The 19299-nt window shown below is 69.2% G+C and carries 16 protein-coding genes; 3 read left to right on the top strand and 13 right to left on the bottom strand.

Annotated features, from left to right (window positions below; all coding sequences use genetic code 11):
* Positions 1-138: 138 nt before the first annotated feature.
* The 6 genes from MYA_RS22895 to MYA_RS22870 all read right to left on the bottom strand — a co-directional run bounded on the left by MYA_RS22895 (position 139) and on the right by MYA_RS22870 (position 6462).
* A complete protein-coding gene (locus MYA_RS22895; RefSeq protein WP_014725255.1) occupies positions 139-1032 on the bottom strand; it encodes an urea transporter in 894 nt (297 codons plus the stop codon).
* A 175-nt stretch (positions 1033-1207) separates the two neighbouring features.
* Positions 1208-2071 (bottom strand): alpha/beta fold hydrolase, encoded by an 864-nt coding sequence (locus MYA_RS22890; protein ID WP_050991237.1) that lies wholly within the window; start codon positions 2069-2071, stop codon positions 1208-1210.
* 4 nt (positions 2072-2075) lie between these two features.
* Positions 2076-2981 carry a metal-dependent hydrolase gene (locus MYA_RS22885; RefSeq protein ID WP_014725254.1) on the bottom strand — a complete coding sequence of 302 codons (906 nt, stop codon included), beginning with the start codon at positions 2979-2981 and terminating at the stop codon, positions 2076-2078.
* Positions 2978-3916: an SDR family NAD(P)-dependent oxidoreductase gene (locus MYA_RS22880; protein WP_014725253.1), complete on the bottom strand. Its 939-nt coding sequence runs from the start codon at positions 3914-3916 to the stop codon at positions 2978-2980. Before MYA_RS22880 ends, MYA_RS22885 begins: the two co-directional genes overlap by 4 nt.
* Before the next feature lie 21 nt (positions 3917-3937).
* On the bottom strand, positions 3938-5542 hold the full coding sequence (locus tag MYA_RS22875) for a flavin-containing monooxygenase (protein ID WP_014725252.1): 1605 nt from the start codon (positions 5540-5542) through the stop codon (positions 3938-3940).
* A gap of 248 nt (positions 5543-5790) precedes the next feature.
* Positions 5791-6462, bottom strand: a complete 672-nt coding sequence (locus tag MYA_RS22870; RefSeq protein WP_014725251.1) for a lysoplasmalogenase — start codon at positions 6460-6462, stop codon at positions 5791-5793.
* Positions 6463-6810: 348 nt separating this feature from the next.
* Here MYA_RS22870 and speB point away from each other — a divergent pair, with 348 nt between their 5' ends.
* Positions 6811-7773 carry an agmatinase gene (speB, locus tag MYA_RS22865; protein WP_041494197.1) on the top strand — a complete coding sequence of 321 codons (963 nt, stop codon included), beginning with the start codon at positions 6811-6813 and terminating at the stop codon, positions 7771-7773.
* Between the two features lie 192 nt (positions 7774-7965).
* Here speB and MYA_RS22860 read toward each other — a convergent pair whose 3' ends face one another.
* From MYA_RS22860 to MYA_RS22845, 4 genes are all read right to left on the bottom strand, one after another.
* Positions 7966-8946 carry a sulfonate ABC transporter substrate-binding protein gene (locus tag MYA_RS22860; protein WP_014725249.1) on the bottom strand — a complete coding sequence of 327 codons (981 nt, stop codon included), beginning with the start codon at positions 8944-8946 and terminating at the stop codon, positions 7966-7968.
* A gap of 123 nt (positions 8947-9069) precedes the next feature.
* The gene (locus tag MYA_RS22855) at positions 9070-9936 is read right to left on the bottom strand and encodes a MerR family transcriptional regulator (protein ID WP_014725248.1); all 867 of its coding nucleotides are present in this window, start codon (positions 9934-9936) and stop codon (positions 9070-9072) included.
* Positions 9937-9945: 9 nt separating this feature from the next.
* Positions 9946-10506, bottom strand: coding sequence for a GNAT family N-acetyltransferase (locus MYA_RS22850; protein ID WP_011882469.1), 561 nt, complete (start codon positions 10504-10506; stop codon positions 9946-9948).
* 96 nt (positions 10507-10602) lie between these two features.
* Positions 10603-11709: a LysR family transcriptional regulator gene (locus MYA_RS22845; protein ID WP_014725247.1), complete on the bottom strand. Its 1107-nt coding sequence runs from the start codon at positions 11707-11709 to the stop codon at positions 10603-10605.
* 125 nt (positions 11710-11834) lie between these two features.
* Here MYA_RS22845 and MYA_RS22840 point away from each other — a divergent pair, with 125 nt between their 5' ends.
* Entirely contained in the window at positions 11835-12833 is a 999-nt protein-coding gene (locus MYA_RS22840) for a quinone oxidoreductase family protein (protein ID WP_041494196.1), read from the top strand.
* A gap of 322 nt (positions 12834-13155) precedes the next feature.
* Here MYA_RS22840 and MYA_RS22835 read toward each other — a convergent pair whose 3' ends face one another.
* Positions 13156-14670 (bottom strand): MDR family MFS transporter, encoded by a 1515-nt coding sequence (locus tag MYA_RS22835; RefSeq protein WP_014725245.1) that lies wholly within the window; start codon positions 14668-14670, stop codon positions 13156-13158.
* A 233-nt stretch (positions 14671-14903) separates the two neighbouring features.
* On the opposite strand from MYA_RS22835, the gene MYA_RS22830 reads away from it, so the two are divergent.
* Complete coding sequence (locus MYA_RS22830; protein WP_041494308.1) at positions 14904-16463, top strand: methyl-accepting chemotaxis protein; 1560 nt, start codon at positions 14904-14906, stop codon at positions 16461-16463.
* Positions 16464-16550: 87 nt separating this feature from the next.
* Here MYA_RS22830 and MYA_RS22825 read toward each other — a convergent pair whose 3' ends face one another.
* Together MYA_RS22825 and MYA_RS22820 are read right to left on the bottom strand one after the other, a co-directional pair.
* On the bottom strand, positions 16551-18218 hold the full coding sequence (locus MYA_RS22825) for an ATP-binding domain-containing protein (RefSeq protein WP_014725243.1): 1668 nt from the start codon (positions 18216-18218) through the stop codon (positions 16551-16553).
* Between the two features lie 111 nt (positions 18219-18329).
* Complete coding sequence (locus MYA_RS22820; RefSeq protein ID WP_011882463.1) at positions 18330-19184, bottom strand: helix-turn-helix domain-containing protein; 855 nt, start codon at positions 19182-19184, stop codon at positions 18330-18332.
* Between the last annotated feature and the right edge of the window lie 115 nt (positions 19185-19299).

Genomic DNA, 19299 nt, shown 5'->3' with positions numbered 1-19299 from the left:
CGCAATGTGCGGACGCACAACGGCGGCCTGCGCAGAGCGCCGCATGCTGCGTGCCGGCCGATAGGGTCACGCGGCCGCGCGGCGACTGTCAGCGCGCGTCGCTCGACAGCCGAGATCGGGCCGCCACGCTTCACGGCGTCAGGACGGTGTGCGAACGACGACATCGGTTTCTCCGAGGGGGAAGCGCCGCGCGACGGCCACCGTGACCCACGATGCGAGCGCGAACGGCGCGGTGAGCGCGACGAGGCCCGCACGCATCGCGAGCCACTGGAGCAACGCGGCGAGCGCGGCTGCGGCGAGCGCCGTGCGGGTGCCGCGCGACATCAGCGCGAGCGCCGCGAGTGCGCCGTTGACGCCGAGCTGGCCGGCGTCGAACGCCGCGCCGCTGGCGCCGAACGCGACCAGCAGCACGCTCGACACGATCGCGCCGCCGAGCGCGAACGCCGCTGCGCGGCGCGATGCGGCCGCGATGCCGGCGACGATCAGCGCGGCGGGCCATGCGCCTTGCGCGAAGGTGGTCTGCGCCATCCCTGACGACAGTGCGCACGCGATCGACGCAGGCGTCAGCGTCGCGCTCGTCGCCGCGTCGATCGGGTGTTGCACCGCGACAAGCGGCATCCATAACGCGGTGGCCGCGATGTACGGGGCGGAATACGGGCACTGCCGCCATTTGGCGAGCGGCGTGCGCAGCGCACGCTGCACGAGCGCTGCGCCGAGCGCGGCCGACGGCGCGAGCGCGAGCGCCGCGAGCGGAGCAGGCGCAAACGAAACGGCCGCCAGCGCGGCCAGCGCGCCGTTGAAGCCGTGCCGGCCCTGTTCGACGTGGCAATGCGCGGCGCCGCTCAGCGCCGCCGTCAGGTTCGCGACGGCCGCGCCGACGAGTGCCGCGCCCGCGAGCCGCAAGTCGGTCAGCGCGAGCGCGGCGATCAGCATGACTCCGGTGAACGCGTTGGCCTGCAGCACGATCTGCCCGATGCTGCGCAGCAGAATGCGCAGGGCGGTCGACGGGCTGGCTGGATGGGCGGTAGGCATGGCAGCGGACGAACAGGGCGAGCCGCGAGCATAGGACACCAACCGCCGCTTCGGAACGGGGTATTCCGGATACCGGGAATTTGTCGTCGAGCACAGACGTGGCCGATTACGACACGCCTGGCGGCACTGAATTGCCGCTACCGCTCATCGTCCGCCGGTGCGCCCCTGCGCCCCCTTATGCGACCGTGGCCGCGCGCTTTTCATGCATGGTCGCGAATCGGTCGATCCGCGCCGCGATCAGATCCGGATGGCGCAGCACGACCCAGTGCGCGCCGTCGATCTCCTCGCGCACGTACTCTGCGAGCCAGCGATCGAGACCGACCGACATCTCGGGCGTCACGTAGCGATCGCGCACCGGCACGAGAATCTGCACGGGCGCCTGCGCATATCGCTCGCGCGGCCGTCGCGCCGTGGCGATGAAGTTCGCGCGGTACAGCTGCAAGCCGTTCAGCGCATTCTTCAACTGCGCGGGATCGCGCGCGGGCCGCACGCGCTCGGTCAACTGCAGCCAGCGCGGCCACAGTGCGGCGCCGCCGAGCCGCCACACCAGCGACGGCACGACCGGCAGATGAAAGAACGCGATGTACCACGATTTCAGGCTTTGCTCGAGCCGCATCTTCGCGCGGAACACGTGGTCGAGGCATGGCCCGGAGATCGACGTATACGACGCGATGCGGCCGCGCCACGCCGGATCCGTGACGGCTTCCCAGCACTGGATCGAGCCCCAGTCGTGTCCGACCAGATGGAACGGCCGGTCGCCGCAGGTCGCGGCGGCGACGGCTTGCAGATCGTCGGCGAGTCGCGCGAGCGCGTAGTCCGCGCGCCGGCGCGGCGCATCGGACGCGCCCGCGCCGCGTACGTCATAGGCGATCACGCGGTAGCGCGTCGCGAGCCGCGCGCGCACCGGCGCCCATACGGCCGCGGAATCGGGATAGCCGTGCACGAGGATCAGCGGCGGCGCGCGTCGCGGGCCGCTGACGTAGACGGCCAGTTTCACGTCGCCGGAGCGAACGGTCAGCATCTCGCTTGCGCGCGCCATCGCGTCATGCCTGTGCGGCCGGGTGCAACGGCACGCGGCGCGGCGCGGCCTGCGCCGAGTAGCGCGCATTGGTCGCATCGATGTTCGCGAGCAGCGTGTCGAGCCCCTGCAGATACTGATGGTTGTCGTGGTCCCACGGATGGAAGCCCGGCCGGAAGTAGTCGAGCCATTCGCGCGCGATGCTCGGGAACACGCCCGTTCTCGGGCCGTACAGATACTTGACGAGGCGGCCCATCCCGCCGAACCGCCCGTGCTTGCGACGGTGCGCGAGCATCAGCCGCACGTGGAAGTCGAACACGATGGTCCAGAACATCGCGGTGGTCAGCAGCATCGTGCCGGTGCGCAGCAGGTAGCTGCCGATTCCCGGCTTCATCACCGCGTTCCATACGTCGTACGACACCGCCTTGTGCTCCGTTTCCTCCATCGCGTGCCACATCCACATCTGCTGATAGCCTTCGACCGAGCCGTCGATCCGGTGCTCGTGGCCGGACAGCAGCTGGTTCGCGAGGATCGCCGTGTAGTGCTCGAGCGCGATGGTGATCGCGAGCTGCATCGAATGCGGCAGCACCTTCTTGAAGAAGCCGAGGATCGCCCACAGCCGCTTGTCCAGCTTGTGCGCGGGCAGGCCGGCCGACTGCAGCAGGTCGTTGTACTCGATGTGCTCGCGCGTGTGCATCGCTTCCTGGCCGATGAAGCCGAGCACCTGCTTCTTCAGCTGCGGATCCTCGATGCGATCGCGGTAGTTGCGCACCGAATCCATGAAGAAGCGCTCGCCGGCCGGAAACAGCAGCGACAGCGCGTTCATGAAGTGCGTGACCGGCACGCCCTGCACGTGCCAGTCCTTCGCGCGTTCGGGCGGCAGCGCGAAACGGATGTCGCGCCGCACCGGCATCATGTTCGGGGTCGTCATGATTGTTCTCCTCCCTGATTGCCTGCGTTGTTGTAAGTCGCGTTCAGCGGCGCGCCGGCCGCGGCGCCGTAGCGGGCCGCCGCGCGGCGCGCCTTCGCGGCCTCGCGGCGCGTCGCGAGCACGACGAGTGCCTGGTATGCGGCCGGCAATACGCGCGCCATCCAGTCGGCGGCCTTCGCGTCGCGGCCGATCAGCACGCGGCGCTTGTTGCCGCGCACGCCCGCGAGGATCGTGCGCGCGGCGTCGTCCGCGGTCGTGATGAAGAACTTCTCGAAGCTGTCCTTGCCTTGCTGCTCGCTTTCGACGATGAAGCCGACCATGTTCTTCGCGACGCGGCTCGACTGCGCGATGTTGGTGCGGATGCCGCCCGGATGCACGCAGGTGGCCGACACGCCGCACTTGATCATGTCGAGCTCCTGGCGCAGCGATTCGGTGAAGCCGCGCACCGCGTACTTCGTCGCGTTGTAGCCGCTCATCCCCGGCTGCGCGAAGATGCCGAAGATGCTCGACGTATTGATCACGTGGCCTTCGCCCGACGCTTTCAGATACGGCAGGAACGCCTTCGTGCCGTGCACGACGCCCCAGAAGTTGATGTTGACGATCCACTCGAGGTCGGCGTAATCCATTCCGTCGATCGTGCTCGATAGCGCGACGCCCGCGTTGTTGAAGATCAGGTTGACCTTGCCGTGTTCCTGCGCGGTGTCGGCGGCCCACGCGTACATCGCGTCGCGGTCGCCGACGTCGAGCACGCGCGTCGACACGCGCACCTTCGGCGCGATCGCGCGCACGATCCGCTCGGTTTCGGCGAGGCCGACGGCGTTCTTGTCGGCGAGCGACAGATGGCAGCCGGCCTGCGCGAGCTGCACCGCGAGCGAGCGGCCCATCCCCGAGCCCGCGCCGGTGATCGCGGCGACCTTGTTGGAGAAATCTCTCATGTCGGTTGCTCCTTGTCTGTCTCAGGCCGCTTCGGCGGAAGTGGATGCGGAAGTGGATGCGGAAGCGGCCGGCGCTGCTGCGGGCCGCGCGCCCGCAGCGTGCTGCGGCGCGCGGTACGCGTGGTAGTCGGCGATCGAGAAGTGCGCGGTCGCCTGCCGGAAGCGCCACGTGAAGCCTGGCCACAGCGTCGTGTTCTTGCCGGTGCGTGGATCGAGGTACCAGCTCTTGCAGCCGCCCGTCGACCAGATCGCCTTCTTCAGCTTGCCCTGCAGCGCGCTGTTGTACTGCGCCTCGACGAGCGGGCGCACCTCGATCGCGTCGGCGCGTTCGCGCTGCATCGCGCGCAGCGCGCCGAGGATGTACTCGATCTGCGATTCGATCATGAACACCATCGAGTTGTGGCCGAGCCCCGTGTTCGGGCCGACGATCATGAAGAAGTTCGGGTAGCCGGGCAGCGTCGTGCCGAGATACGCATGCGCGCCGTCGCGCCACGCATCGACGATGTCGAGGCCGCCGCGGCCGATGATCGCGCCGCGCGGATACGGGTCGGCGACCTGGAAGCCGGTGCCGTAGATCAGGCAGTCGACCTCGTGCCGCTTGCCGTCGGTCGTCACGACCGCATCGGCTTCGATGTGGTCGATGCCGGCCGTGATCACGTCGACGTTCTTGCGCGACAGCGCCGGGTAGTAGTCGTTCGAGATCAGCACGCGCTTGCAGCCGAGCGTGTAGTTCGGCGTGACGGTCTTGCGCAGTTCCGGATCGGGGATCTGCTTGCGGATGTGCCGCAGCGCGAGCTTCTGCACGTTCTTCATCAGCGACGGATGGATCGCGAAGCCGAGCACGCGCGATTCGAGCATCCAGTAGATGCCGCTGCGCACCAGCTTCTGCGTGAACGGCAGCGTGCGGAACAGCCACTTCTCGACGCGCGTCAGGTTGCGGTCGGGCTTCGGCATGATCCACGGCGGCGTGCGCTGGAACAGCGCGAGGCTTTTCACGCGCGGCGCGATCTGCGGCACGAACTGGATCGCGCTCGCGCCCGTGCCGATCACCGCGACGCGCTTGCCTTCGAGCGGGTAAGCGTGGTCCCACTGCTGCGAGTGGAACGCGCGGCCCTCGAAGGTTTCGATGCCGGCGATCGCGGGCAGCGCGGCGCGCGACAGGCCGCCCATCCCCGACACCAGCACGCGCGCCGACAGGCGCTTGCCGTTCGCGAAGGTCAGGCGCCAGCGCTGCGCGGCTTCGTCGTACTCGGCGCGCTGCAGCTCGTGGTTCATTCGCAGATGCGGACCGATGCCGAAACGCTGGACGCAGTCTTCGAGATACGCGCGGATTTCCGGCTGAGGCGCGAACATGCGCGTCCAGCGCGGGTTCGGCGCGAACGAGAACGAGTAGACGTGCGATTGCACGTCGCAGGCACACCCGGGGTAATGGTTGTCGCGCCACGTGCCGCCGACCGACGCGGCCTTCTCGAGGACGACGAAGTCGGTCGCGCCCGTCTGCCGCAGGCGAACGGCCATCCCGAGACCGGCGAAGCCGGTGCCGATGATGGCGATGTCGGTGGTTTCGTCCGGGCCGTCTTGACCGTCATGGCCGGGCGGGCCGAAAGGCAACGTGCGAGCATTCATCCGGGTGTCTCCGATCTGGCTCATTTTTGAATGTTACATTGGTTGATGTAACGATAGGGCGTGAACCGGGAAACCGCAAGCGCCTAGAACGCTCGCTCTAATGGCCGGAAGCCGCGTGGCAGAAGGGTTTTCGCCGTTTGGAACGGTATGGTGTTGCGGCGGTGCGGGAGGGCCGCAAGCACCCGCCGGCGGTGTTCGGCCGCGCGGCCAGATGAGAGCCGGTCGGCGGCCGCCCGTTTGAAACACGCTCAGGGCCGGATCGTTGCGCCCGTCGTCTCATGGAAAACCCCGGCCACGATCGTGAGCTGCGCGAGCGCATAGAGGCCCCAGATCAGCAGCTCGATACCCGGAAACACGCCGATGAAGCGGCCGACGCCGATCAGCGTGTCCGAGCCGACGAAGATCAGGCTACCGAGCGCGACCAACGGCCCGCGCGTGCGGGCCGCGAGCGCGAGGCTCGCCATCGTGCACAGCGCCAGCATGTAGACGGCCACCGGTACGAGCAGATCGCCGAGGTGTGCGAAGAACGCGACGTAGCAGGCGGCCGCCGCGATCCACAGCGCGATCGAAGCGCCGACGCGCCAGCCGCGCGGCCGCGCGCGCCAGCGCAAGAACAGCGCGCAATAACACAGGTGCGTGAGCAGGAACGCGCCGAGGCCCAGCACGAACGACGGCGGCCACGCGGGCAGCGCGAGCAGCACGTCGCCGAGCACGGCGGTGGCGAGCGCCGCGCACAGCCACGCGCGCTCGCGCGGCGCGGGGCACGCACTGCCCGCGGCGAGCAGCAGGATGCCCATCGCCGCTTTGGCGACGGGTTGGCCGGGATAGGGCGCGGTGACCAGCGACAGTCCGTACAGCAGCGCGGCGACGGCGGCGAGCGGCCAGAGCCGGCGATAGGGGGCGGGAAGCGTGGCGATCAACGCGGTGTCTCCGGATCGTGGTGGTCTGCGATGGTTTGCGATGGACGGCGCGCGGGCGAGCGCGCGGCTGCACGCATTATCGGGAACAAACGGCGCGCGAAAACCGGCGAATCCTTCTAGGAAACGACGGCGCGCGAGCGGCGTGACCAAGCGGTTTTTTTGCACGTTGCCCCGGTCGCGCCGGGGCAAGGGTTGCGGTCCGCCTTGCTATGCTCGCTTCCGGTATTGACGTTGTCCCGCCCGGCCGTGCGTAGCGATGCGCGCCGGTGCGAGCCCGATGAACCCGTGCCCGGCCCGCGCCATTGCGCAGGACGGCCTCCACGCATTCCACGCATGACAGGTTCCACCATGACCGAACTTCTGCATGGCGACGGCGCGATCCGTCGCACGACGCCGTACGGCTCGTCGATCGAGAACACCTACGCGGGCGTGCTGTCGTTCATGCGCCGCAACTATTCGCGTGTGCTCGACGGCGTCGACGTCGCGATTTCCGGCGTGCCGCTCGATCTCGCGACGACCTATCGCTCCGGCGCGCGGCTCGGGCCGGCCGCGATCCGCGCGGCGAGCGTGCAGCTCGCGGAGCTGCATCCGTATCCGTGGGGCTTCGACCCGTTCGACGATCTCGCGGCCGTCGACTACGGCGACTGCTGGTTCGACGCGCACAATCCGCTGTCGATCAAGCCGGCGATCGTCGAGCATGCGCGCACGATCCTGCGCTCGGGCGCGAAGATGCTCACGCTCGGCGGCGATCACTACATCACGTATCCGCTGCTGGTCGCGCATGCGGAGCGCTACGGCCGTCCGCTGTCGCTGATTCATTTCGACGCGCACTGCGATACCTGGGCCGACGACGAACCGGACAGCCTCAATCACGGCACGATGTTCTACAAGGCGGTGAAGGAAGGGCTGATCGATCCGGCGACGTCGGTGCAGGTCGGCATCCGCACGTGGAACGACGACTTCCTCGGCATCGAGCGGCTCGATGCCGCGTGGGTGCATGACCATGGCGCGCGCGCGGCGGTCGAGCGCATCGTCGGGATCGTCGGCGCGCGGCCCGCCTATCTGACCTTCGATATCGACTGTCTCGACCCGGCGTTCGCGCCCGGCACGGGCACGCCGGTTGCCGGCGGGCTGTCGTCCGCGCAGGCGCTGGCGATCGTGCGCGGGCTCAGCGCGGTGGATCTGATCGGCGCGGATGTGGTCGAGGTCGCGCCGGCATACGACCATGCGGACATCACGGCGATCGCGGCCGCGCACGTCGCGTGTGATCTGCTGTGTCTGTGGCGGCAGAAGAAGGTGGCTGGACGCTGAGGTGGCGCGTCGTGCGCGCGTCGCGCAGCCGGCAAGGTCGGTGGCCGCGAGCGTTCGCCGATGGCGGCTTGCGTGCGACGTCCGCACAGCAGACGCAGAGCGCGTGTATCGCAGCGCGCGGCACCGATGAAGCACGAAGGCCGACGGGCAGCGCGCCCGTCGGCCTGATTCGAGCGGATGCCGCCGCGTGTATTACTTCGCCGCCAGCGCGCCTGCCACCCGCTTGTCGGTCCACGCATTCTCCGCCACGCTCAGCTTCTGCGGAATCAGCTTCGCTGCATAAAACGCGTCGGCCACGCGCTGCTGCACGGCCACGATGTTCTCGTCGATCGGCACCGCGCCGAACGGTACGCGCTGGATCCACGTCTGCACGAGCGGCAGCGGCAGGCCGACCTTCGGGGCGATCAGCGCGGCCGTCTCGGCCGGATGGCCGTTGACCCACAGGCCCGTCTCGCGCACCTGCTTCAGGATCGTGCCGACCACGTCCGCGTGTTGTTCGGCGAACGTGCGCGTAGCTTCGTAGAAGTTGTACGCGGGCGTGAGGCCCGTATAGTCTGACAGCGTGCGCACCTTCAGCGAATTCTGGGCGGCCGCGTAATACGGGTCCCACACGGCCCATGCATCGACGTTGCCGCTTTCGAATGCGGCGCGCGCGTCGGCAGGCGGCAGGTAGACGGGGCGAATCTCGTCGTAACGCACGCCGGCCTTCTTCAGCGCTTCGAGCAACAGATAGTTCGCGCTCGAACCCTTCTGCAGCGCGACCTTCTTGCCGCGCAATTCGGACAGCGAGCGAACCGGCGAATCGGCCTTCACGAACACCGCTTCGTTGTGCGGCGACGGCGGTTCGGCGGCGACGTACACGAAGCGCACGCCCGCGGCCTGCGCGAACACCGGCGGCGGTGCGCCCGTATAGCCGAAGTCGATGCTGTTCGCGTTCAGCGCCTCGAGCAGTTGCGGGCCGGCCGGGAATTCGAACCACTGGACGTCGTAGCCGAGCGGCTTCAGCCGCGCCTCCAGCGCGCCCTGGCTTTTGAGCACCGACAGCAGGCCGGCCTTCTGATAGCCGATGCGTACGACCTTGTCGGCGCTGCCTTGCGCGAGCGCCGATGTCGCGGCGGCGACGGCGAGCGCCGTCACGGCGATGCGGGCGATCCAGCGGGTGAAACGAATCATCGAACGGACTCCATGCGAGACGTCTTCGGAAAGCGGCGTGTGCCGCTCGGTTGGAAGAATCGTCGCACGGGCGACCGGGCCCGCAAACCAAGCATTGCCGATATGAATATGACCGCGGCGGTCCTATGCTTTGTCGCCGTTGCCTTTCTTGGGCGAGTGGCCGGCGTGCTCGGAGCGGGCGGATGCGCCGGCCTGTCGCGCGGCTTCGTCGCTGAGCTTCTTGTCGAGGATCGTCGCGACGCGGCCGCCCAGATAGGCGCTGGCCGCGTTCTCGAGCGCGCGGTTGGTCTCGGCTTCGACGAACACGGCCGCGAGCGGACGCAGCCGCCAGATGGCGTCGACGAGCGCCGGCACGTCGGTGACCGGCGGCAGCGTGCCTTCGTCGTAGCGGTCGAGCCGCTTCACGACGAGATCGACGAGCAGCCGCGCGATCGCATCGAAGTGCGGTCGCGCGACGCTGATCACGTCGAGTAATTCACGCGGCGGGATGCCTTCCTTCGTCATCGCGGCCGCTGCCTCGAGCAGCGCGGGGCTTTTGGCGACGAACGACAGGCCGTGCCGTTCGAGCAGCCCGAACTCGGTTACGCGCGACAGCTGGGACGCCGTCTGCGGGCCGAACATCTGGGCGAGCGCGGCCAGCGAGTAGGTCTTGGGCCGTTCGTGCGACCACCGTCCGCCGATCGCGGTTTCCAGCCCGAGGATCGAGCGCAGGTCGTGGCCTTCGTCGATCGCCATGATCAGATCCTGGATGTTCGACAGCGTGTAGCCACGCGCGAGCAGGTGGTTGATCAGCTTCAGGCGGGCGACGTGGGTGTCGTCGTAGATGCCGACGCGCCCGCGCTTCTCGGGCGGCGCGAGCAGCCCGCGATCCTGGTATGCGCGGACGTTGCGCACGGTCGTGTCGGATACGCGCGCGAGTTCGTCGACCGTGTACTCGTTGCGGGAATCCGCTGCGGCCTCGTCAGGCGTGTTGGGAGTCTGTTTTGGCATGCGGCCATTCTAGCGCGACGCGCCGGCGTCGGGCGTCGCGGGGAGCGTGCGCGCGCCGTCGCCGAGCGCGCGTTGCAGCAGCGCGGTATCGATCCAGCGGCCATGCTTGTAGCCGACCGCCTTCAGCACGCCGGCCGGCTCGAAACCGAATGCGCGATGCAGCGACGTCGAGCCGCCGGTGCCGCCGTCGGCGATCACGGCGATCATCTGCCGCCACGGGCCGGCCTCGCAACGCGCGATCAGCGCGGCGAGCAGCGCACGGCCGATGCCGCGGCCGCGCTGCGCGTCGTCGATGTAGATCGAATCCTCGATCGTGTGGCGGTACGCGCTGCGCGTGCGATACGGCGTCGCATACGCGTAGCCGGCCACGCGGCCGTCGCATTCGGCGACGAGATAGGGCAGGCCGTGGCGCAGCACCGCGTCGCGGCGTGCGCGCAATTCGGCGACGTCGGGCGGGGCTTCCTCGAACGACGCGACGCTGTGGCGTACGTGGTGCGCATAGATCGCGTGAATGGCGTCGAGATCGGCATCGGTCGCGTCGCGGACGGTGCAGGCGGGAGCGTCGGGCATGGCGGCAAGGCGGGCGGATGAAAACGCTACTATGCCGGCCGTCGGGCGGCGCGGTAAAGGCGGTGGTCAGCGGGCGCGCTGCGTGCGGCGCCGGCTCTACAGATGGCCATCCGCGTCGCGGACCGCTTCAGCGATCGCATCGGCGACGCGTTGCACGCGTGGCGAACGGCGCACGTCCGGGTGGACGACCAGCCAGATCTCGCGCTCGATTTCGCAGCGCGGGGCGGATGTCAGTTCGATTAGGGCGGGTGCGTGGGCGGTGGGGCGATTGGTTGAAGTGGTTTTGGTGATCGAAGCGGTTGTCGCGATCGAAGGGGGCGAAGTGGTCGAAGCAGGTAAAGCACCCGAAGCACCCGAAGCACCCGAAGCACCCGAAGCACCCGATGCACCCGATGCGCTCGATGCGCTCGAAGTGGTCGAGGCGGGCGGCGCAGTCGAAGTGATCGAAGTGCCAGGCGCACCCGAAATGCCCGAAGCGACCGAACCCGCCTCCATCCCCGGCAAATCGACGAGAAACCGCGGCAGCAGCGCGATGCCAGCGCCCGCCACACACACGCGATGCAGCGCGGCGAGATCGTTCGAGATGAACGCGAAACGGCGCCCGGCCGCGAAGCGTTCGAGCCACTGCTGCTGCGGCATTTGCGCGAGCGCGTCGTCGTAACCGACGAACGCCCACGTATCGGGCGGCGCGGCGGCCCAGTCGGGCGACGCGCACAGTGCGAAGCGCATCGTGCCGAGCCGGCGGGCGGCCAGGCCCGGCTCGCTCGGCCGCGACAGGCGCACCGCGAGGTCGGCTTCGCGCGCGTACAGGTTGGCCGCATGCATGTCGCCGATCAGGTCGATCCGTAGCGCCGGCCACGCGCGCTGCGCGCGGGCGAGCCGCGGTGCGAGGAAATGACTTGCGAACACCGGCGACGCCGACACGCGGACGACGCCGTCGAGCGTCGCCGCGCCCTGTGCGGCGCGCGCGAACGCATGCACGTCGGCCTCGACGCGCGCCGCATGCTCGGCCAGATGCAGACCTTCGTCGGTCGGCGGCCAGCCGCGCGGCAGCCGGTCGAACAGCCGGATGCCCAGCGCCGACTCCAGCGCGTCGATGCGCCGCGCGACCGTCGAATGCTGGACCTGCAGTGCGCGTGCGGCGGCGGACAAGCTGCCGCCGCGCATTACCGCGAGGAAGTAACGCAGATCGTCCCAGCTCATCGCCGGCGCGGAACCGCTGGATGGATCGGTCGAATTTTGCACAGGAAGTGGGCGGGAAATGGGAATTCCGCTCGATTATGCACGATGGGATGATCGCGTCACTTCATACGAACGCGAGGAATGCCATGACCCGAACTGAAACCGCGATCCGCATCGGAATCGACCGCTACGGCGACGCCGGTGCGCTGCGCCGCGTCGATGCGCCCGTCGCGCCGCCCGGCCCCGGCGAAGTACGGATTCGCCAGACCGCCGTCGGCGTGAATTTCGTCGACATCTATTTCAGGACGGGCGCGCATCCGTTGCCGGCGCTGCCGGCTGCGCTGGGCGTCGAGGCCGTCGGCGTGGTGGACGCGGTCGGGCCGGGCGTGGACGCCGTCGTCGCCGGCCAGCGGGTCGCCTATGCGGGGTTGCCGACCGGCAGCTACGCGAGCCTGCGCACGCTGCCCGCCGAGCGCGTGGTGCCGGTGCCAGACGGCGTGAGCGACGAAACGGTGGCCGGCGGCCTGTTGAAGGGGATCACCGTCTACATGCTGTTGCACCGCGTGCGGCAGGTGGCGGCCGGCGATAGCGTGCTTGTCCACGCGGCAGCGGGCGGCGTCGGCCTGCTGGCGACGCAGTGGGCGCACGCGCTCGGCGCGCGCGTGATCGGCACGGTCGGCTCGGCGGCCAAGGCCGCGCTGGTGCGCGCGCATGGCGCGCAGGCGGTGGTCGATTACCGTGACGAGGATTTCGTCGCGGCCGCCCGCGCATTCGGCGGCGGCGCGGGCGTCGACTACGCGATCGACGGGATCGGCGGCGACGTGCTGACCCGCACGCTCGGCGCCATCCGCCCGTTCGGGATGGTGGCGAGCATCGGGCAGGTGGCCGCGATCGGCGCGCGACAGACGATCGATCTCGACGAGCTCGGCCCGGCGCGCTCGATCGCATTGGCGCGGCCGAGCGTGCTGGGCTTCATCGCGCGCGACGTGGCCGGCTATCGGGACGCGGCGCACGCGACGCTCGAGCGGTTCGCGCGCGGGATGCACGTGGAGGTCGCCGCGCGGCTGCCGCTAGAACAGGCTGCCGATGCGCACCGCCTGCTTGAATCGAGGCAGACGACCGGCGGCGTGGTGCTGGTGCCGTGAGCGCGGGCGGCAGGGCTGCCGCTCGAATAGGCCGCCGACGCGCATCGCTTGCTCGAATCGAAGCAGACGACCGACGGCGTAGTGATGCTGCCGTGAGCGCGTGCGGCGCGACTGCCGCTCGACCAGGCCGCCGCCGCGCACCGCTTGCTCGAAATGCAGCAGACGACCGGCGGCATGGCGCTGATGCCGTGAGCGCGGCAGGCGCGGTTACCGCTCGACCAAGCCGCCGACGCGCACTGCTTGCTCGAATCGAGGCAGACGACCAGCGGCGTGGTGCTTCCGCCTCGCGCACTTTCCCGCCTCGCGCGCCGCCACCGCCGATTCAACGCCGCGTCCGCAGCGGCGCGCGCTCGACGAACCACGCGAGCACGAATGCGATCGCGATCACGCCCGTCGCTGCGAGGTACACACCGTGCAGCGAGCCGGCGAACGCATGCAGGTACGCGTCGCGCACGGCGGCCGGCAACTGCTGCACGGCCGTCGGCCCGAGCGCGGCCGGCAGCGTCACGTCGGCCGGCAGCGCTTGCTCGAGCCGCGACTGCAGCCCGTGCGAGAACAGCGCGCCGAACGCGGCCACGCCGAGTGAGCCGCCGATCGAGCGGAACAGCGTCGCACCTGAGGTCGCGACGCCCATGTGCCGGAATTCGACGGTGTTCTGCACGGCGAGCGTCAGCACCGGCATCACCATGCCGAGCCCGATGCCGAGCAGCGCCATGTACGCGTAGATCGTATGCAGCGACGTGTCGAGCGACAGCGTCGACAGCAGCGCCATCGCGACACCGCCGAGCAGCGTTCCGGCGATCGGAAACGGCCGATAGGTGCCGAGCCGCGCGATCAGCCGGCCGCTCGCGACCGACATCGTCAGCATCCCGCCCATCATCGGCAGCAGCTGCAAGCCGGCCTGCGACGGCGTCGAGCCCTTGACGACCTGCAGATAGAGCGGAATGAACGTGACGGAGCCGAACAGCGCGATGCCGACGACGAAGCCGATCAGGCTCATCAGCACGAAGGTGCGCTGACGGAACAACTCGAGCGGCATGATCGGCTCGGCCGCGAGCCGCTCCTCGTAGACGAAGCCGCCGATCGCGATCGCGCCGAGCACGAGCGTCAGCCACAGTTGCGGCGACGACCACGGCAGCAGCGAACCGCCTTCGCTGGTGAACAGGATCACGCAGGTGAGCGCCGTCGCGAGGAACGCGGCGCCCATGTAGTCGATCCGGTGCTTGACGGGCGCCGCCTGCGGGCGGAACGCGACGCCGATCACCGCGAGCGCGAGCGCGCCGAGCGGCAGGTTGATCGTGAAGATCCAGCGCCACGACAGGTGCTCGACGAGGAAGCCGCCGAGCAGCGGCCCGACGATGGTGGCGAGGCCGTAGACGCCGCCGAACATCCCCTGGTAGCGCGCACGGCGATCGGGCGGCGCCAGGTCGCCGATCGCCGCCATCGTGACGACCATCAGCCCGCCGCCGCCGAGCCCTTGCAGCGCGCGCAGCACGATCAGCTGCGGCATGTCCTGCGCGATGCCGCATAGCGCGGAGCCTGCGAGGAACAGCGCGATCGCGGCCTGCAGCACGACTTTGCGGCCGTAGAGGTCGCCGAGCTTGCCGTACAGCGGCAGCACGACCGTCGACGACAGCAGGTACGCGGTGACGACCCACGACAGCCGGTCGAGGCCGCCGAGCTCGCCGACGATGGTCGGCAGTGCGGTCGACACGATCGTCTGGTCGAGCGCGGACAGCAGCATGACCAGCAGCAGCGCGGCGACGATCGGCCCGCTCGGCGCGTCGCGGCCGGCCGCGGCGGTGGGCGGGACAGCAACGAGAGTATTGGTTTCCATTGAAATATCTGCCTTGGCAGTGAATCGGTCGAAATATAGGCGTATTCCGTTGTCCGATCAATGATCGTCGTGGCTCGAATTGTTGCAGCGGTAACGGGAGATTTCAGGTCAGATGAATTGACCGAGATCAGTGTGCAAGCACACTTCGCACTCAAGTTTTTTGCAGGGAAACCGTAATAAAGAATGCCGCGGTCCGATTGCCGCGGCATTTTTCATCGCTCACTCCCGACATGATGAACCTGAACGCCCTGTTTTCCCGCTTTTCGATCCGTACGCGGATCTTTTCCACGCTCGGTCTGGTGGCCGTGCTGCTCGTCGTGTCGGGCCTGATCGGCCTTGCCGGGATGCAGAGTTCGAACCGCGCGCTCGACGAGGCCTATACGCGCCAGATGGTCGCGAAGACGGCGCTGTCCGCGGCGAACCTGAACCTGATGATCGTGCGCACCACGCTCGACCGCGCGCTCGTGCATCCGGACGCGCCGGAGGTGCCCGATCTCGTCGGCAAGGCCGAAGGTTATCTCGCGAAAGCCGACGCGGCGTGGCGCACCTACGCGGCGATGCCGCACGACGGCGACGAAGCTCCGCTCGCGAGCCGGCTCGACGCCGCCCGCCAGGCGCTGATCGGGCAGGCGCTGAAGCCGATGATCGACGCGATGCGCGGCGGCCGCCGCGACGACGCCGACCGGCTGCTGATGACGGTCGCGCCGCCGCTGTCGGTCGCGCTCGCGCAGGCGACCGATGCGCTGGACGCATACCAGGCGGCGCGCGGCAAGGACGTCTACGACACCGCGCAGACCTATTACGGCTGGATGCGCATCGGCGCGCTCGCCGGCATCGCGTTCGGGCTGGCCGCCTGCTTCGGCTGCGCGGTCGGGCTGCATTTCGCGATCACGCAGCCGGTGAACCGGCTGCTCGCGCATTTCCGCCGCCTGTCGGACGGCGATCTGACGGCCGAGCTGCACTGGTCGTCGCGCGACGAGATGGCCGAGCTGGTCAAGGGCGTGACGGGGATGCAGCGCAGTCTCGCCGATACGGTGCGCCAGGTCAGCCGCGGCTCCGAATCGATCTCGACCGCCACGCACCAGATCGCGGCCGGCAACACGGACCTGTCGCAGCGCACCGAGGAGCAGGCGTCTGCGCTGCAGCAGACGGCCGCGAGCATGGAACAGCTGACGGCCACCGTGAAGCAGAACGCCGATCACGCGGTCGAGGCGCAGGCATGCGCGGACAACGCGAGCGAGATCGCGACGCGCGGCGCGACGGTCGTCGGCGAGGTGATCGGCACGATGAACGAGATCGACCAGAGCTCGCAGAAGGTCGCCGACATCATCGGCACCATCGAAGGCATTGCGTTCCAGACCAACATTCTCGCGCTGAACGCGGCGGTCGAAGCCGCGCGGGCAGGCGAGCAGGGCCGCGGCTTCGCCGTGGTCGCGGGCGAGGTGCGCACGCTCGCGCAGCGCTCGGCGTCGGCCGCGAAGGAAATCCGCACGCTGATCGGCGAGTCGGTCGAGCGCGTCTCGACGGGCTCGAAACTGGTCGGCGTGGCCGGTGCGACGATGCAGGACATCCAGCAGGCGATCGGCCGCGTGACCGGCATCATGACCGAGATCGCGGCAGCGTCGAACGAGCAGCGCGACGGCATCGAGCAGGTGAACCGCGCGGTGTCGCAGATGGACGAGGTGTCGCAGCAGAACGCGGCGCTGGTCGAACAGGCCGCGGCCGCCGCGGCGTCGCTCGAAGAGCAGGCGGAAGGTCTGCGTCGGGCGGTGGGGACGTTCCGGGTCGCGTGACGCATCGGGCGCCGGCGCATGCAGCGGCCGGCGCGGCTGCCGGCGTGCCGTTGTTGGCGTCGCCGGGGTCGCCGGGGCAGCCGTGCGTCAAGCGGCCGGCAGTTGCGCAGCCGCGCGCGCCGACGCGACGAGCAGCAGCTTCATCGTCGCGCGGGTCGCGCCGACGAACAGCTTGCGGGCCGCGCGCGCATCGAGCGTGTCGAAGTCGACCTCGGTGAGGATCACGCAGGGCGCCGATTGCCCCTTGAACCGGTAGATCGAATCGAGGAGCACGTCGCCTTCGCGGTATTCAGGGTTGCCGAACAGGTCGTACTTCCCCGTGAACCGTTTCAGCCGGTGCGGGCCGAGCTGGTCGAGCCGCGCCAGCACCGAGCTCTCGCGGCCGCGATACGACAGCACGGCGATGTCCTGCTTGCGAAAGCCGAGCGACAGCGCGTGCGTGATCGCGCGCTTGGTCGCGTCGATGCACGCGTCGGCGAGCGCGTCGTCGGACGCGCCGGCTTCCCCGTATGACGACACGGCCGGATCGGAACCGTCGAACGGGCTGCCGGAGCGCAGCTCGGCCGCGAGTGGCTCCACCCGGCCGACGACGTCGCGCACGAATTCGAGCAGGTCGCGCGGGCTGCGATAGTTGGTCAACGCCTTCAGCGTGACCCAGCCCGGCAGCGCGACGGGCTCGCGCAGATACAGGTTCTGCAGCGGATCTTCCAGCCACCACCAGGCGCCGTTCGGCGCGAGCAGGCGCTCGAGGGCCGTCGCCCATGGCGCGTGGAAATCCTGACCTTCGTCGACGATCAGCACGTCGAAGCGCCAGCGCTCCGTCACGGGCGTTTCGGCGAAGCGCGCCTCGAGCCGTTCGAACGCGCCGGGCGCGTCGAAGTCGGGCGTATAGCCGCCGTCGCGGGCGACCCAGTCGCACAGCTGATGGTAGTTCGCGATCGTCGCGCCGGGCGGCGCGATGCGTGCGATGTAGTCGGCGAGCGGCCGGTTGAAGCACACGTAGAGCACGCGCTTGCCGGCCGCGAGCGCGTCGCGCATCGCCTGCACCGCGAGCTGGGTCTTGCCCGAACCGGCCGTGCCCGTCACGCGCAATCGGAACGGCGTGAACTCGAGCTGGCGCGCCCATGCGGCGAGCCCGCCCGACAGCCGCGTGACCAGCGTGCCGGCCTGGCCGACGAGCGCGCTGGTATCGGGTGTGAGCGCGAGCTCGTCCGCGAAGAAGTGATGCAGCTTCGCGGCGTTCGGCAACGGCGCGTCGTCGTCGGGGAGAATCTGCTGGATGACCTGCGCGAGCTGCGCCTTGCGCGAGGCATCGACGATGCGGTCCGCCGGGACGCCGGCGATCGCCGTGTCGCGGATCGCGTAGTCGGGGCAGTACAGCAGCGCATCGACGCCGTAGACGCCCGCGCCGAGCGCGGCCGTCAGCCGCCGGTGCAGCGTTTCCTGCGTGCGCGCGAGCTGGATCGGGACGTTGCGCTCCTTCTGCAGGTAGACCTTGACGAGGCCCTTCGGCGTTTCGCGCAGGAAGCCTGCCTTCTGCTCGATCAGCAGCACGCGGCCCGCTGCGCTGACGACCACGAAGGCCGCTTCGCCGAACACCGAGAAGCCCTGGTCGGCGCGCGTCCAGTGGACGCCGTGATAGACGGTGTAGGTGTCCGGCAGCGCGTGTTCGAGTGCGGCGAGCGTCTCGCGCTCGCGTTCGGCCGCGCCGGTGGCGGCAAGGCTTTTCCAGTCGTCGGGAATCAGGCGGGCCATGAGGTCGGGCGGCGAAGGCCGGTCGTGAACGGAATCCGGCCATTGTACTGACGAACCCGTGCGCCACCGCCGAGCGGCCTGCGCCGGCTGCCCGTCAGCGCAGGCCGGCGCTCAACTGCGGGCTAGCCGCTTCGCGAGATCGGCGCTGAGAATCGCCATGCGCGCGGGCTTTTCGTAGCAGACGACGTCGAACGCGCGGATCACTTCGCTGATGTCCGCCTCGCTCGCGCGGCCGGTCAGCAGGTCGCCGGTCAGCACGAAGATCGGGGCGCCCGGATTGTCGGACGTGCGCACCGCCTTGATCGCGGTGGCGGCCGTGCCGTCGTCGAACCGCCATTCGGTGACGACCGCATCGAACGCCTGGCCCTGCAGCGCGTCGACGAACGGCGCGAGGCCGTCGAACGCGGCGGTGGCGAAGCCTTGCCGTTCGAGATAGCGGCACAGTTCGGTCGCGCTGACGCGGTCGGGATCGATCACCGCGACGATCAGCTTGTCGCTTTCGGCGCGGCGCGGATATATCTCGATCTTGTGCACGTCGTACGCGTTTTGATACAGCACGCCGGTGTGGCGCAGCACGCGCCAGCGGCCGTTCTGTTCGTAGGCGACGAATTCGGGGCGGGCGCCCGCTTCGAGCGGCGCGCCGATCCACGCGGTGCATGGAATTTCGGCGACGCCCGCATAGAGCACGGCTTCCTGTGAACAGGCGCCGACCATGCCGGGGTCGAGCGTCTGCGCGCCGAACAGTTGGGCGGCGGGCTCGCCATAGGCTTCGGCGACTTTCTTGATCTGCGAGAGCGTCCAGGGGCTGCTGCCGCGCAGTTTGCGGTGACCCTGCGAAAAACTCAGGTCGAGGATGCGGCACAGCTCGGTGGTCTGCTGGCGCTTGCCGATGCCGTTGCGGGTCATCAGCTCGCGCACGCGCTCGGCAACCGCGAGGGAATCCGTGGTGATTGCTTCAGTGGTCATGCTACGGGAACGGATCGTGACGTTCAGAACGACGCCTTGCGGCAGTCTCGGCGGACAGTCTTGAGGACGTCCAGGGGCGAGCCGACCGGCCACGCGCGGAAACGATAACTTTACC

This window comes from Burkholderia sp. KJ006, assembly GCF_000262695.1.
Taxonomy (GTDB): domain Bacteria; phylum Pseudomonadota; class Gammaproteobacteria; order Burkholderiales; family Burkholderiaceae; genus Burkholderia; species Burkholderia vietnamiensis.
The sequence above is the reverse complement of the archived record's forward strand: the minus strand, read 5'-3'. Positions and strand labels throughout refer to the sequence as shown.